Source organism: Acidovorax sp. A1169 (assembly GCF_030704685.1).
Classification (GTDB): Bacteria; Pseudomonadota; Gammaproteobacteria; order Burkholderiales; family Burkholderiaceae_C; genus Acidovorax.
This window is the reverse complement of the sequence record NZ_JAUZDX010000001.1, coordinates 154,383-168,447: the sequence shown is the minus strand read 5'-3', so window position 1 is coordinate 168,447 and position 14,065 is coordinate 154,383. Positions and strand designations below refer to the sequence as shown.

The window sequence follows — 14,065 nt, the reverse complement described above, 5'->3', positions numbered from 1 at the left end:
CAAATCGATGTAACGTGATTACAATTTCGAGGGAAACGCACGACGACCAATGCACTGAATACGGAGACCCCATGAGTTTTGACCTTGTCCTGTTTGGCGGAACCGGCGACCTGGCCTGGCGCAAGCTCATGCCGGCGCTGTTCCAGGCGTTCCGCCACGGAACGCTGCCCGAAGGGGGCCGCATCATCGCAGTGGCCCGTGACGAGCTCAGCCATGAACAATACCGCAGCCTGATCCAGTCGCGCTTCGATGGCGTGGACTTGGCCAAGCGCCCCACCCCCGACGAGTTCGCACGCTTCGGCGCCCTGCTGCACTATCTGCGCATGGACCTGTCGCAAACCCAGGACTATGCCCGCCTGGCCGACATGCTGCACGAGCGCAATGCTGAGTCGGTGGTGATGTACGTGGCCACGGCGCCGAGCCTGTTCACCAATGTCTGCGAGCAGATCGCCGCCGTGGGCCTGAACGGCCCGACCACCCGCGTGGTGCTCGAAAAGCCCCTGGGCCACGACCTGCGCTCCAACCAGGCCATCAACGACACGCTGCGCCGCGTGCTCAAGGAAGAGCAGGTCTTCCGCATCGACCACTACCTGGGCAAGCCCTCGGTGCAGAACCTGTTCGCCATGCGCTTTGGCAACGCATTGTTCGAGCCCCTGTGGCGGCGCGAAACCATCGCCAACATCCAGATCACCATTGCCGAGGAACTGGGCGTGGAGACGCGCGGCGCCTTCTACGACCAGACCGGCGCCCTGCGCGACATGGTGCAGAACCACGCTCTGCAGCTCTTGTGCGCCATCGGCATGGAGCCGCCCATCAACGCCAGCGCCAACGCCATCCGCGACGAGAAGCTCAAGGTGCTGCAGTCGCTCAAGCCCTGGAGCGTGGAGACCATCGGCCAGCATGTGATCCGCGGCCAGTACGTGGCCGGCAAGACGCACGGTGCCAGCGTGCCCGGCTACCTGCAGGAAAAAGGCGTGGCCGCCGGCAGCACCACCGAGACCTTCGTCGCTCTGCGCACCGAGATCTCCAACTGGCGCTGGGCCGGCGTGCCCTTCTACATCCGCACCGGCAAGCGGCTGGCGGGGCGCGACGCGCACATCGTGGTCAACTTCCGGCCCGTGCCGCACCCGATCTTCCGTACCTCGGCCGGCGCGGCCAACCGCCTGGTGATCAACCTGCAGCCCAAGGACGGGCTGGAGCTGCACCTGCTGGCCCAGGGCGCGGCCCAGCACCAGACCGAACCAGCCCTGTCGCAGGTGCACCTGAACCTGGACTTCGACCAGCGCTTCGGCACCGAGCGCGTGGGCGCCTACGAACGCCTCTTGCTCGACGTGATCGCCGGCCGCCTGAACCTGTTCGTGCGCAGCGACGAGCAGGAGGAAGCCTGGCGCTGGGTGGAACCCATCCTGCAGCACTGGCGCAACGATGCACTGGGCCCGCGGCCCTACACAGCCGGCAGCTGGGGCCCGAGCGCCGCCAGCGCGATGATCGCGCGCGACGGCTACTGCTGGAGTGAGGAGGTCTGACGCTCTTCGCGCGGCCCCACAACGAAAAAGGCTCCGGTTGGAGCCTTTTGTCATTCATGCCGGGTTACGGCATTGGGGGGAAACACTTCCACATGGTGGCGGCACCCACGACCGTGAGATACCACCACCATGGGAAGGCCCGCATTCTTTACATGGCGCTGATTTCGCCCGAAGGGATCTGGCCGGTGCGCACGGCTTCGGCAGCAGCGGCACGCACGGCAGCACGGTCAGCGGTGGACTTGTAGGTCACGACGCGCGAGCCAGCGGGTTCCAGGCTGCGGGTCTGTGCCACGGTAGCGGCTTCAGCAGCCACTTCGGCACGGGTGCGGTTCGTGTCGAACTTCAGGGCGAACTGCGAGCTGTCGGCTTCGTCAGCGTGGGCACCGAAAGCGGAGAAAGCAGCCACAGCGGCGATGGAGAGGAAACGTGCGGTCTTGTTCATGATGATCTCGATTCTTTATTGGGTTTGATGGGGGTCAGGTCAGTTCAATCCGGAGCGGCTTACAGAGCGCCGATTTCGCCGGAAGAGATCTGACCGGTGCGCACTGCATCGGCAGCCTGGGCACGCACAGCAGCGCGGTCGGCCGTGGACTTGTAGGTCACCACACGTGAACCAGCGGGTTCGATGCTGCGGGTCTGTGCCACGGTAGCGGCTTCAGCGGCCACTTCGGCGCGAGTGCGGTTGGTTTCGAACTTCGTGGCGAATTGCGAAGCATCGGCTTCGTCGGCCTGGGCACCGAAAGAAGCGAAAGCGGCAACAGCGGCGATGGAGAGGAAGCGTGCGGTCGTGTTCATGATGAAATCCTTGGAAGAAAAAAGTGACTCAAAAAAACCGGAGCAAAAACAACTCTGAACCGGGTTCGGTGAGTCGCCTTGCGGGATCGGCTCATCGATGGGTTGAACTGTACGCCGCAGGTGATCAAAGAAAAACCACCCAGTCGCGAACTGACTATTCCAGTTTTGAAAACAATGCGACGGCGGCTATGCATGCACCGCCATGAAAAATGCCGCCCAGGTTTCCCTGCGCGGCATCGCTCTCTCCAAAAAGACTGACTATGCCGGCCGCGGGCCTACCAGTTCGATAGGCAGGCCGTCGGGGTCCGCAATAAAGGTAAAAGGGCAGCCCGTGAACGGGTCCATGCGCACGGGCTCGGCAGCGACACCATGGCCGGCCAGGGCCTGCAGGCTGGCCTCAAGGTCGTCCACCCGCAGCGCGAGGTGCCTCAGCCCGCAGGCCTCAGGGTAGGAAGGTCTCGGCGGCGCCTCGGGAAACGAGAACAGCTCGATCTGCGTGCCATCGGGCAGCGCGAGGTCGAGCTTGTACGACTGGCGCTCGGCACGGTAGGTCTCGTGCACGATGACCAAGCCCAGCACCTCGGTATAGAAGCGCCTGGAGCGTGCGTAGTCCGAGCAGATGAGGGCCACATGGTGCACGCCCGCAAGCGCCAGCGGCGGCACGCTCGCCACTCAGACACCCGCGATGTCGAGCGCGCGCGAGGCCCCGTAGAGAGCCGGGGTGGCACTCGGGTCGATGATCCAGCACGGAATCGACGCCAGGTACGGCGCAAAGCGGCCCTTGGCTTCAAAGCGCTGGCGAAAGGAAGACTGGTCGAACCACTCGCCCAGGCGCGGCACCATGCCGCCGCCGATGTACACCCCGCCGCGCGCGCCCAGCGTGAGCGCCAGGTTGCCGGCCACACTGCCCAGAAAGCCGCAGAACAGGTCCAGCGCCTGCAGTGCCAGCGGGTCCTTGGCCTGCAGGGCCATCTCGGTCACCTGCGCGGCCGAGCTGACCTCGGTGCCACCGGCGTGCGCCACGGTGCGCACCGCGTGGTACAAGTCCACCAGGCCCGCGCCAGAGACGGCGCGCTCGGCCGACACATGGCCATAGCGCTCGTGCAGCACGCGCAGCACGTCGAACTCGTGCTGCGTATCGGCCGCCAGCGTGACGTGGCCCCCCTCTCCCGACAGCGGCACGCCGGCCGGCGAGTGGGGCGGGAAGACCAGGCCCGAGACACCGAGGCCGGTGCCTGCCCCCACGAGGCCAATGGCCTCGCCCGGCACGGGCTGGCCGCCGCCCACCTGACGCAGCAGGTCGGGCGTGAGCAGGGGCAGCGCCAGGGCCAGCGCGGTGAAGTCGTTGATGACCACCAGCCGCGCAAAACCAAAGGCCTCGCGCACCGCCTTCTGCGAAAAGCTCCAGCTGTGGTTGGTCATGCGGATGGCGTCACCCGTCACGGGGTTGGCAATGCCGAAGGCCGCCTCCTGCGGCGCGGCAATGCCCACCTCGGCCAGGTAGGTGCGGATGGCGGCATCCACCGTGGGGTACTGGGCACACTGCAGCACGCGCGTGTCGTGCAGCGTGTCGTCGCCCGGGGCCTGCCAGGCCAGGCGGATGTTGGTGCCGCCGATGTCGGCGAGAAGGCGTGTTGCGGGCATGGTCGAAGGGGCAATGCGTCCACCACAAGGCAGCGGACCGCTCACCCGGAATTGGATGGCTGAAAACGGCAGAGCCGACGCAAACAGGTTTTTAACCCAGAACGCCCACAGCAGCCGGGTCAAAGCCCCCATACAGCGAGGCCGAAGGCAGGCGGGGGTTGCCGCCTTGCGGGATCAGGCGATGCGCTGCTCGGTGCCGGTGTCGAACCAGTGCGCGTGCGCTGGCGCCACGGCCAGGCCCACGCGGTCACCGGGCTTCACGCGCGTCTGCGCGTCGGTGCGCAGCGTCATGCTGCCTGCGGCGGTGTCCACCATCACGTAGGTGTCGGGGCCGGTGGGCTCGACCACACTGACCTCGCCGCGCCAGGGCGAGCTGTCCTGCATCACCAGGTGCTCGGGGCGCACGCCCAGCAGCACCTCGGGGGCGGCCAGAGGGGCCGCCAGGTCCAGCGACACGCCCTGGATGGCGAAGTGACCGGCCGCCTGCGTACCGCGCAGCAGGTTCATGGTGGGCGAGCCGATGAAGGTCGCCACATAGGTGTTGGCCGGGTGGTTGTAGATCTCGTCGGGTGTGCCCAGTTGCTGCACGACGCCGCCCTTCATCACCGCGATGCGCGAACCCAGCGTCATGGCCTCGACCTGGTCGTGCGTCACGTAGACGCTGGTGATGCCGCTGGCCTGGTGCAGGCGCTTGATCTCGGCGCGCATCTCCACGCGCAGCTTGGCGTCGAGGTTGGACAGCGGCTCGTCGAACAGGAACAGCTGCGGCTGACGCGCCAGGGCCCGGCCCATGGCCACGCGCTGGCGCTGTCCGCCCGACAGCTGGCTGGGCCGACGGTCCAGCAGGTGGGTGATCTGCAGCATGGCGGCCACTTCGTCGATGCGCTTCTTGCGCTCGGGCTTGGGCATCTTGCGCATCTCCAGCGCAAAGCCGATGTTGTCCGCCACGCTCAGCGTGGGGTACAGCGCATAGCTCTGGAACACCATGGCGATGTCGCGGTCGCGCGGGGGCATGCCCACCACGTTCTTGTCGGCGATGCGGATCTCGCCCTCGGTCGGCTCATCGAGCCCCGCGATGATGTTCAGCAGGGTCGATTTGCCGCAGCCCGAGGGCCCGACCAGGATCAGGAACTCGCCCGGTGCCACATGGATGTCGATCTTGCGCAGCACCTCCACGCTTTTGTCACCCTTGCCGAAACGCTTGTTGATGCCCACTATGTCCAATGAAGACGCCATGATTCCTTATCCCTTCACCGCGCCGGCCGTCAGCCCGCGCACGAAAAATTTACCCGCCAGCACATAGATCACCATGGTTGGCAGACCCGCGATGATGGCGGCCGCCATGTCCACGTTGTATGCCTTCACGCTGGAGCTGGTGTTGGCCAGGTTGTTCAGGCCCACCGTCACGGGCTTGGAGTCGGTGCCCGAGAACACCACGCCGAACAGAAAGTCGTTCCAGATGTTGGTGAACTGCCAGATCAGCGTGACCATGATGATGGGCGTGGACAGCGGCAGCACGATGCGCCAGAAGATCTGGAAGAAGCTCGCGCCATCCATGCGCGCCGCGTTCACCAGCTCCTTCGGTATCGCCGCGTAGTAGTTGCGAAAGAACAGCGTGGTGCCGGCCAGGCCCGCCAGACAGTGCACCATCACCAGGCCCGTGATGGAGCTCGACAGCCCGAGCCAGCCCAGCACCTGGCTCATGGGCAGCAGCACCACCTGGAAGGGCATGAACACGCCGAACAGCAGCATGCCGAACAACGCGTCGCTGCCGCGGAACTTCCACAGGCTGAGCACATAGCCATTGAGCGCACCCCAGACGGTGGAGATCATCACGGCCGGCACGGCCATGGCCACCGAGTTCCAGAAGAAGGGGCGCAGGCCGTTGCAATCGACCCCCGTGCAGGCGCTGGACCAGGCCGTGCTCCAGGACGACAGGTTGAGCGCAGCGGGCAGCGCCAGCAGCGAACTGCTGCGGATCTCCTCGGCATCCTTGAACGAAGTGACCAGCATCGCGTACAGCGGCAGCAGAAAGAAGGCCGTGGCCAGGGCCAGCACCGCGTAGACCAGCAGGCGGCCCACCGAAGGGAAAATGGAGGGCTTAGCGGTCATGGGGTTTGCTGCGCAATTCGCTGTACAGGTAGGGGATGACCAGGGCTGCCACGGTGGCCAGCATCATGGTGGCGCTGGCCGCGCCCAGGCCGATCTGGCCGCGCGAGAACGACATGGTGTACATGAAGGTCGCGGGCACGTCGGTGGCATAGCCAGGCCCGCCGGCCGTGAGCGCCATCACCAGGTCGAAGCTCTTGATCGCCAGGTGCGACAGCACCATCAGCGTGGAAAAGAACACCGGCCGCAGCGCCGGCAGCACGATGCGCCAGTAGATGCGCGGCAGCGAGGCCCCATCGACCTGGGCGGCCTTGATGATGCTGTCGTCGATGCCGCGCAGGCCGGCCAGAAACAGCGCCATCGCAAAGCCTGCGCTCTGCCAGATGCCAGCGATCACCACGCAGTAGATGGCCATGTCGGTGTCCACCAGCCAGCCGAATTCAAAATTGGGAAAACCCCAGTCGCGCACCATTTTTTCGATGCCCAGGCCCGGGTTGAGCAGCCACTTCCATGCCGTGCCGGTGACCACGAACGACAGTGCCATGGGGTACAGGTAGATGGTGCGCAGCGCGCCCTCGGCGCGGATCTTCTGGTCCAGCAGCACGGCCAGCAATACGCCGATGGCAAGGGAGCCACCCACGTAGCCCACGCCGAAGATGCCCAAGTTCTTGAGGGCGACCCACCAGCGGTCCATCTCCCAGAGCTTTTCATACTGCGCCAGGCCCGCCCATTCGTAGTTGGGCAGCATGCGCGATGCGGAGAGGCTCAGCACCCCGTTCCACACCATCAGGCCGTAGATGAAGGCAAAACCCAGCACGAAGGCCGGTGCCACGACCAGCTTGGGCAGCCAGGATTCAAAGGAGTTCTTGGTCGTCATTGCAAAAGAGGAATCGGGTGCATACGCTGGCTGGGACATGGGCGACGGCCACGCCGACCATCAACACGTCAACAGGAAAAACAACAAGGAAAAAAGGGGGGCACACAGGGAGTGCCCCCCAAGAACAAAGTCACCTCTGACTTAACTCGCTTTCACTCTCCCTCCTTACCACCAGATCTCATACTGCACACCCACCAGAGTGCGCGAGGTCTTGCCATTGGCACCGAAGGTCGCGGCATTCGCCACGGCGGCGGCCTGGTTCCAGTTGGCCTTGGTCACGTACAGGCGCAGCTCGGGGCGCGACCAGAAGTCCTGGTTCATGGCCAGAGCGCCAGCCAGCGTCACCTTGCTCAGGCGCTGATCGGGACCGGTCCCCTTGCGCGTGGTGGTCGACACTTCGGCCAGGGCCTTGAAGTTCTGCGTGATGGCGTACGAGCCGCGTCCGCCCAGCGAGAAGTCCTTGGTCTCCACATTCGTCAGGTCGGTCTTGTTGGTCTGGTAACCAATCAGCGCCTGGCCGCCGAAGGGGCCGCTTTGCCAGTTGATGGAGTCGGCGATGCGCGTGGAGCGCCGGCCGGCACGGGTGCCGTCGATGGCCTCGAACTCGCCATCGATGCGGGCATGGCCGCGCGAACCTTGCAGGTACAGGGTATTACTCACGCCGGACAGCAGGAAGTCCTTTTGCGTGTGCATCAGCGAGACGCCCGAACCCGAGCCGCCGTTGACCTGGTTCTTGCCGCCCACCGCCGTCAGCAGTACCCGCAGCTTGCCGTTGGGGTTGGTGTTGATCTCGGACAGGTCGACGTTCAGGCGCTGGGCCTTGACGTTGTTGGGCAGGTTGGCATCGAACTTGTCGCCGCTGAACAGGCCCACGCCGAGCTTCATGCCGCCAATCGGCATGTCGGTCATGCCGGCACCGACGTTGTCGCCGTAGTTCAGCAGGAAGTAGTCGACGATGTGCACGTCCTGGATACGCAGGCGGCGCTGGCCGACCCAGAACTTGGCTTCGGGAGAGAACGAAAAGCCGCTCATTTCCACGTAGGCCTGCTCGGTGCTGATGTCGCCACTGCCCCACTTGGCGGGCATGTAGTTCAACTTCCACTTGATGCCGCCAGCCTCGAAGCTGCGGGCGAAGTTGACTTCGATGCCGTTGTCGCCTTCGTTGCCCAGGCGGTACTTCTGCAGCTCGCCGCCCAGGGCCAGGTTGCCCTTGACGCCGTCGGAGTGGTTGAACACCGGGCCACCCCGGGAGTAACCGTTGAACTCGAAGCCGGCAACATCCATTGCCATGGCACTACTCATCGCGCATGCGGCGGCCAAAGCCACCGCCGTGAGGCGGTTTCTTTTCATCATGATGGGATCCCTCAGTGGTGGTTTACTTGGTTTTCGCGGCGGTCGCGATCTTCTTCATGGCGTCGGCGACGCTCACCTTGTCGTCATTCCAGAACTGGCTGACGGCGTCCTTGATGGCGCCTTCCGTGGCGGGCGCAATCGCCATGCCGTGGGCCACGCTGGGCAGCAGGCTGCCGCTCTTGGCGGTGTCGGCGAAGTCCTTGGCGGAGGCCTTGGCGCAGTCGTCGAATTTGTCCATCTTCTGGCCGGCGCGCACCGGGATGGAACCCTTGTTGAGGTTGAACACCTCCTGGAACTCGGGGCTCATGATGGAGCTGGCCAGGTCGCTTTGCGCCTTCTGGGCGGAAGCATCCTTGAGCTTGAACAGGATGAACGAGTCCACGTTGAAGGTGTACGACGTGGTAGTGCCCGGTGCTGCGGCGCACATGAAGTCCTTGCCCGGCACCTTGTTGGCCGCCAGGAACTCGCCCTTGGCCCAGTCGCCCATCAGCTGAAAGCCCGCCTTGCCCTGGATCAGCATGGCCGTGGCCAGGTTCCAGTCGCGGCCGGGAGCGCCCGGGTCGGTGTACGACTTGATGCGGCGGAAGGTCTCCAGCGACTTCTTCATGGTGTCGCTGTTGAGGGCCTTGTCATCGAGCTTGACCAGGGCGTCCTGGTAGAACTTGGGACCGCCGACTCCGAGCACCACGGATTCGAAGGTGGTGAAATCCTGCCAGTTCTGGCCACCGTGGGCCACGGGCACCAGGCCTGCGGCCTTGAGCTTGTCGGCCGCAGCAAAGAACTCGTCCCAGGTCTTGGGCATGGCGGCAACGCCGGCCTTCTTCAGGGCCTCGGAGCTGCCCCACATCCAGTTGACGCGGTGCACGTTGACCGGGGCCGCCACGTAGGCGCCCTTGTACTTCATGATGTCGGCGACCACCTTGGGCAGCAGGTCGTCCCACTTCTCGGCCTTGGCCAGTGCGTCCATGTTGGCCAGCACACCTTCGGACGCCCATTCCTGGATCGCCGGGCCCTTGGTCTGGGCTGCGGACGGCGGGTTGCCCGAGATCACGCGGCTCTTGAGCACGGTCATGGCGCTGTCGCCACCGCCGCCGGCCACGGCGAAGTCACGCCAGGTGTGGCCCTTGCCCTGCATGATCTTCTTGAGTTCGGCCACCGACTTGGCTTCTCCGCCAGAAGTCCAGTAGTGCAGGACCTCCACTTCCCCGGCACCGGCGGACGCCGATGCCGCCAGGACCGCCGCGACGGCGGCGACTTTTGTCAACTTCCACATACCCTTGTCTCCTCGTTTGTGTGAATCCGTTTTGTGCGCCAGCTTACCGGTGGCGTTCAGCGCAGTCGGTACTTTAATTACAATAATTAATGAACATATCAGGGCTTTCCCGAGGGTGTGGGTTACGTGCCAATGGAATTTGGCTGTTATCGAATTACCACCCTGTTTTCCTGCGTCTCGGTGCTTTCCCTGCTGTGCACTCCTGCGACAGGCTCGCCGCAAAACCCTTTGTTATCCTCTATCCATGCCCACCATCCTGATAGTCGAAGACGATGCACTGCTGCTTGACGCACTGACGGGCCAACTCCAGCAACTGGAGTTCAGCGTGTACACCGCCTCCAGTGTGGCCGAGGCCACCACCTTGCTGCAGGGCCAGGCGGTGGACGGCATCATCCTCGACCTGGGTCTGCCGGGCGGTGCGGACGGCATGGAGCTGCTGACCTGGGCGCGCACCCACATTGCCGGCCTGCCGGTGCTGATTCTGACCGCACGCGACGGCATCGACGACCGCATCCACGGCCTGAACGCCGGGGCCGACGACTACATCACCAAGCCCTTCAACATGCAGGAGCTGCAGGCCCGCCTGCAGGCCATGCTGCGCCGCGCGCGGCAGCCCGCATTCACACAGGCCAGCAGCGCCTCCGGGGGGCCCAGCACCGCCATCGGCAGCCTGCAGATCGACCATGGCAACCGCAGCGCGGTGCTCGGCGGCGAGCCGCTGGAGCTCACGCAGCGCGAATGGGAGTTGCTGGAACTGCTGGTGAACCGCTGTGGCGAAGTGGTCACGCGCGACGATGTGCTCGCCGCCTGGCGCGCGGGCCCGCCCGAGCCCGGGCAGGCCGCAGCAGCCCCGCTCAACTCGAATGCGCTGGAGGTGTATGTGCACCGACTGCGCAGAAAACTCGACGCATCGAACCTGGTGATCCGCAACATCCGCGGGCTGGGCTACATGCTGGCCAAGCCTGCGGAATGAACGCGACCGCCGCGCTCCTTCCCGCCCCCGAATGACCTTGATGCGCCCGATTCCCGGCGTCTCCCTGCAACGCAAGCTGCTGCTGTGGCTGCTGTTGCCGCAGCTCGTGCTGTGGCTCTCGGGCGGCTTCCTGGCCTGGCGCATCGCGCTGCAGAACGGCGAGAAAGGGATCGACCAGACGTTGACCCAGTCGGTGCGCGCACTGGCGCGGCAGATCAAGCCCATCGGCGACGGCCTGCTGGTCGATTTCCCGAAGGCCGCGCAGGACATCCTGGAGCAGGACCCGGCCGACCGCATCACCTACATGGTGTCTTCGCCGCCCGGTCGCTTCCTGCTGGGCAATGCCCAGTTGCCCCCGCCCCCGCCGGTGAACGTGGACGTGGGCGAGCCCTTTCTGTACCAGGCGCGGGTGGACGACCGCCCGGTGCGCGTGGCCCTGCTCGACGTGGACTACGGCACGCCACAGACACGCCAGCGCCTGCGCGTGCAGGTGGCGCAAAGCCTCACGGTGCGCGAGCGCATCGCACAGGAACTGCTCGAACAGATGCTGCTGCCCATGGGCCTGATGGGTCTGGCGCTCAGCGCCGTGGTGTATGCCGGCGTGCTGCGCGGCCTGCAGCCTTTGAAGCGCCTGGAGGCGCAGATCGAGAAGGCCGGCGCGCGCAAACACAACACGGCCGACCCGCTACCGCCCATCGAGCTCACCTCGGCCCCGCAGGAAGTGCATTCGCTGGCCAGCACCATCAACGGCCTGCTGGAGACCGTGGCGCGCGGCCAGCAAAAGGAAAAGCGCTTTCTCAACGACGCGGCCCACCAGCTGCGCACGCCCCTGGCCGGCCTGATCGGCCAGACCGAGCTGGCGCTGCACGAGAGCCGCGAGCCAGCCGTGCAGGAGCGCCTGCACAAGGTGCTGTCGGCTGCGCGGCGCAGTGCCCACCTGGTGCACCAGTTGCTGCAGCTGGCACGCTCGGAAAGCAGTGTGGCCATGCAGACGCTGGACCTGCCGGCCCTGGCGCGAGAGGTGGCCCGCGACTGGGCCGCGCGCGCCGTGGCCAGCGGCGTGGACCTGGGCTACGAGGGCGAGGAACAACTGGCCGTGCAAGGACACCCGCTGCTGCTGCGCGAGGCCCTGAACAACCTGATCGACAACGCCCTGCACTACGCAGGCCACGGCGCCACCGTGACGGTGCGGGTGGACATTGCGGGTGCGGGCATGGCCACTCTGGCGGTAGAGGATGACGGACCCGGCATGGAGCCTGCCCACCTGCGCGACATGTTCGCGCGCTTCTGGCGCGGATCGGACAAACCCGGCGGCTGCGGCCTGGGCCTGTCCATCGTGGAGGAGATCGCGCTGCAGCACGCCGGCCAGACCTTCGTCGACCCGGTGCTGCCGCACGGCCTGCGCGTGGGCCTGAAGGTGCCGCTCAGCGCGGCGGCACCGCGCTCCTGACCTCAGCAGCGGCGCGACCCGGAATCAAGCCGACAGGATCAGCTTCTCGAGCTTGATCGCATCCACGGCAAACCCGCGAATGCCTTCTGCCAGCTTCTCGGTGGCCATGGCGTCTTCGTTGAGCGCGAAGCGGAAACCCGCCTCATCGTAGTTCACCGCCGGCAGGTCCATCGCCTTGGCGGCTGCGGCATCGAGCGCGGGGGCCAGAGGCGCATCGCTGGCGGCCAGTTGGGCCAGCAGGTCGGGGGCGATGGTGAGCAGGTCGCAGCCGGCCAGTGCGGTGATCTGGCCGGTGTTGCGAAAGCTCGCACCCATGACTTCGGTGGCAATGCCAAAGTGCTTGTAGTGGTGGTAGATTTGCGCGACGGACTGCACGCCGGGGTCGTTGGCGCCCGAGCGCGCGGCTTCGTCCCACTGGGCGCCGGCCTGCTTCTTGTACCAATCGTAGATGCGGCCCACGAAGGGGGAGATCAGCTGCACCTTGGCCTGGCCGCAGGCCACGGCCTGGCAGAACGAGAACAGCAGGGTGAGGTTGGTGTGGATGCCGCGCTGTTCAAGCTTCTCGGCGGCCTGGATACCCTCCCAGGTGGCAGCGACCTTGATCAGCACGCGGTCGATGGAGATGCCCTCGGCCTGGTACAGCTCGATGATGCGCTCGCCGCGGGTGATGGTGGCCTCTGTGTCGAAGCTCAGGCGTGCATCCACTTCGGTGGAGACCCGGCCGGGGATCGTGGCCAGGATCTCGCGGCCGAAGCGCACGATCAGGCGGTCGATGATCTCATCCATGGGGCGGCCACGGAACTGGTTCACCGTGTCGGTGAGCAGGGGGGCGTACTCGGGCTTTTGCACGGCCTTGAGGATCAACGACGGGTTGGTCGTCGCATCCTGGGGCTGGAACTGGGCCAGTTGCTTGAAGTCGCCAGTGTCGGCAACCACGGTGGTGAACTGTTTGAGGGCGTCGAGTTGGTTCATGCCCCCATTATTCCGTATCGCCGTGTCAGGCACCTGTACTTTCAACCACCGATACGCCATGCGCACCCAGGCCCAGTTGCACCTGGTCGCCCACGGTCAGCACGTCGTCGAGGTCCGACGAGGCGACGAAGATGCTGCCGAGCGCGGTGTCGAAGGTGTACTCATGCACCGCGCCCAGGTAGGCGCGCTTGCGCAGTGTGGCGGGCAGCAGCCCCTCGCCCTGGCGCCGGATGCTCCAGGCCTCGGGGCGCACCGCCACCTTCACCGGGCCCGGCGCGGCTGCCGTGCGCGGGCGCAGCGCCAGCGGGCCGAGCTGTACCGTTCCATCGGCCAGTGCGGTGCCCGGGAACAGCATGGCCTCGCCCATGAAGCCCGCGACGAACTCGGTGCGCGGCGTCTCGTACAGGGCCTGGGGCGTACCGGCCTGCGCGACCAGGCCCTGGTCCATGACGATGATCTGGTCGCTCACGGCCATGGCCTCGGCCTGGTCGTGCGTGACGTAGGCCACCGTGAGCGACAGACGCTGCTGCAGCGCGCGGATCTCCTCGCGCATCTCGCGGCGCAGCCGGGCGTCGAGGTTGGACAGCGGCTCGTCGAACAGCAGCACCTCGGGCTCCAGCACCAGGGCGCGCGCCAGGGCCACACGCTGCTGCTGGCCGCCCGAAAGCTCGCTGGGCAGGCGGTCGTCATAGCCCACAAGCCCCACGCCGCGCAGCGCCTCCACAGCCTTGCTGCGCGCCACGTCCTTCGCCAGGCCGGACATGCGCAGGCCGTAGGAGACGTTCTCCACCACGTTCATGTGCGGGAACAGCGCGTAGCTCTGGAACATCATGCTCACGTTGCGCTGGGCCGGGCCCAGGGTGGTGACGTCTTTGCCGCCAATGAAGATCTCGCCCGAGGTCGGGGACTCCAGCCCCGCGATCATGCGCAGGGTGGTGGTCTTGCCACAGCCCGAGGGCCCCAGGATGGTGGTCAGCGTGCCGCGCGGCACCTCGAAGCTGATGCCCTTGACGGCCAGGGGCGCAGATGCGTCGGCCCCGTAGCGCTTGGTGATGTGGCGAAACACGATGCCCGCGCCGCTGTTGTTCATGGT

General features: G+C 65.8%; 14 protein-coding genes. 3 read left to right on the top strand and 11 right to left on the bottom strand.

The window, feature by feature from the left end; genetic code table 11:
- The first annotated feature begins 71 nt into the window (after positions 1 to 71).
- Positions 72 to 1,526 (top strand): glucose-6-phosphate dehydrogenase, encoded by a 1,455-nt coding sequence (zwf, locus tag QYL93_RS00745; protein ID WP_305741872.1) that lies wholly within the window; start codon positions 72 to 74, stop codon positions 1,524 to 1,526.
- 148 nt (positions 1,527 to 1,674) lie between these two features.
- On the opposite strand, the gene QYL93_RS00740 is transcribed toward zwf, so the two are convergent.
- The 9 genes from QYL93_RS00740 to QYL93_RS00700 form a co-directional block, all read right to left on the bottom strand.
- Positions 1,675 to 1,968, bottom strand: coding sequence for a DUF4148 domain-containing protein (locus QYL93_RS00740; RefSeq protein ID WP_305741871.1), 294 nt, complete (start codon positions 1,966 to 1,968; stop codon positions 1,675 to 1,677).
- 59 nt (positions 1,969 to 2,027) lie between these two features.
- A complete protein-coding gene (locus tag QYL93_RS00735) occupies positions 2,028 to 2,321 on the bottom strand; it encodes a DUF4148 domain-containing protein (protein ID WP_145699468.1) in 294 nt (97 codons plus the stop codon).
- Between the two features lie 258 nt (positions 2,322 to 2,579).
- Positions 2,580 to 2,993: a VOC family protein gene (locus tag QYL93_RS00730; RefSeq protein WP_305741870.1), complete on the bottom strand. Its 414-nt coding sequence runs from the start codon at positions 2,991 to 2,993 to the stop codon at positions 2,580 to 2,582.
- Positions 2,994 to 3,965 carry a glucokinase gene (gene glk / locus QYL93_RS00725; protein ID WP_305741869.1) on the bottom strand — a complete coding sequence of 324 codons (972 nt, stop codon included), beginning with the start codon at positions 3,963 to 3,965 and terminating at the stop codon, positions 2,994 to 2,996.
- A gap of 174 nt (positions 3,966 to 4,139) precedes the next feature.
- Positions 4,140 to 5,201 (bottom strand): ABC transporter ATP-binding protein, encoded by a 1,062-nt coding sequence (locus QYL93_RS00720; RefSeq protein WP_057266197.1) that lies wholly within the window; start codon positions 5,199 to 5,201, stop codon positions 4,140 to 4,142.
- Between the two features lie 6 nt (positions 5,202 to 5,207).
- Positions 5,208 to 6,077, bottom strand: coding sequence for a carbohydrate ABC transporter permease (locus QYL93_RS00715; RefSeq protein WP_305741868.1), 870 nt, complete (start codon positions 6,075 to 6,077; stop codon positions 5,208 to 5,210).
- Positions 6,067 to 6,951, bottom strand: coding sequence for a carbohydrate ABC transporter permease (locus QYL93_RS00710; RefSeq protein ID WP_057200199.1), 885 nt, complete (start codon positions 6,949 to 6,951; stop codon positions 6,067 to 6,069). The genes QYL93_RS00715 and QYL93_RS00710 overlap by 11 nt, the downstream gene beginning before the upstream one ends.
- 165 nt (positions 6,952 to 7,116) lie before the next feature.
- Positions 7,117 to 8,235: a carbohydrate porin gene (locus tag QYL93_RS00705; RefSeq protein ID WP_305742289.1), complete on the bottom strand. Its 1,119-nt coding sequence runs from the start codon at positions 8,233 to 8,235 to the stop codon at positions 7,117 to 7,119.
- A gap of 91 nt (positions 8,236 to 8,326) precedes the next feature.
- Positions 8,327 to 9,577 (bottom strand): ABC transporter substrate-binding protein, encoded by a 1,251-nt coding sequence (locus QYL93_RS00700; protein ID WP_057200197.1) that lies wholly within the window; start codon positions 9,575 to 9,577, stop codon positions 8,327 to 8,329.
- Positions 9,578 to 9,821: 244 nt separating this feature from the next.
- Between QYL93_RS00700 and QYL93_RS00695 the strand changes: the two genes are divergently transcribed.
- Positions 9,822 to 10,550, top strand: a complete 729-nt coding sequence (locus QYL93_RS00695) for a response regulator transcription factor (protein WP_057200196.1) — start codon at positions 9,822 to 9,824, stop codon at positions 10,548 to 10,550.
- Between the two features lie 40 nt (positions 10,551 to 10,590).
- Positions 10,591 to 12,000 carry a sensor histidine kinase gene (locus QYL93_RS00690; RefSeq protein ID WP_305741867.1) on the top strand — a complete coding sequence of 470 codons (1,410 nt, stop codon included), beginning with the start codon at positions 10,591 to 10,593 and terminating at the stop codon, positions 11,998 to 12,000.
- Between the two features lie 24 nt (positions 12,001 to 12,024).
- Here the strand turns inward: QYL93_RS00690 and tal are convergent, their stop codons facing one another.
- Positions 12,025 to 12,972, bottom strand: a complete 948-nt coding sequence (gene tal / locus QYL93_RS00685) for a transaldolase (protein ID WP_305741866.1) — start codon at positions 12,970 to 12,972, stop codon at positions 12,025 to 12,027.
- A 25-nt stretch (positions 12,973 to 12,997) separates the two neighbouring features.
- Positions 12,998 to 14,062, bottom strand: coding sequence for an ABC transporter ATP-binding protein (locus tag QYL93_RS00680; protein ID WP_305741865.1), 1,065 nt, complete (start codon positions 14,060 to 14,062; stop codon positions 12,998 to 13,000).
- Positions 14,063 to 14,065: the final 3 nt, after the last annotated feature.

Coding starts and splice junctions, on each gene's coding strand:
- QYL93_RS00695 (WP_057200196.1), top strand. CDS start 9,822: ATGCCCACCATCCTGATAGTCGAAGACGATGCACTGCTGCTTGACGCA.
- QYL93_RS00705 (WP_305742289.1), bottom strand. CDS start 8,235: ATGGATGTTGCCGGCTTCGAGTTCAACGGTTACTCCCGGGGTGGCCCG.
- QYL93_RS00700 (WP_057200197.1), bottom strand. CDS start 9,577: ATGTGGAAGTTGACAAAAGTCGCCGCCGTCGCGGCGGTCCTGGCGGCA.
- QYL93_RS00690 (WP_305741867.1), top strand. CDS start 10,591: ATGCGCCCGATTCCCGGCGTCTCCCTGCAACGCAAGCTGCTGCTGTGG.
- glk (WP_305741869.1), bottom strand. CDS start 3,965: ATGCCCGCAACACGCCTTCTCGCCGACATCGGCGGCACCAACATCCGC.
- QYL93_RS00680 (WP_305741865.1), bottom strand. CDS start 14,062: ATGAACAACAGCGGCGCGGGCATCGTGTTTCGCCACATCACCAAGCGC.
- QYL93_RS00710 (WP_057200199.1), bottom strand. CDS start 6,951: ATGACGACCAAGAACTCCTTTGAATCCTGGCTGCCCAAGCTGGTCGTG.
- tal (WP_305741866.1), bottom strand. CDS start 12,972: ATGAACCAACTCGACGCCCTCAAACAGTTCACCACCGTGGTTGCCGAC.
- QYL93_RS00715 (WP_305741868.1), bottom strand. CDS start 6,077: ATGACCGCTAAGCCCTCCATTTTCCCTTCGGTGGGCCGCCTGCTGGTC.
- QYL93_RS00740 (WP_305741871.1), bottom strand. CDS start 1,968: ATGAACAAGACCGCACGTTTCCTCTCCATCGCCGCTGTGGCTGCTTTC.
- zwf (WP_305741872.1), top strand. CDS start 72: ATGAGTTTTGACCTTGTCCTGTTTGGCGGAACCGGCGACCTGGCCTGG.
- QYL93_RS00735 (WP_145699468.1), bottom strand. CDS start 2,321: ATGAACACGACCGCACGCTTCCTCTCCATCGCCGCTGTTGCCGCTTTC.
- QYL93_RS00720 (WP_057266197.1), bottom strand. CDS start 5,201: ATGGCGTCTTCATTGGACATAGTGGGCATCAACAAGCGTTTCGGCAAG.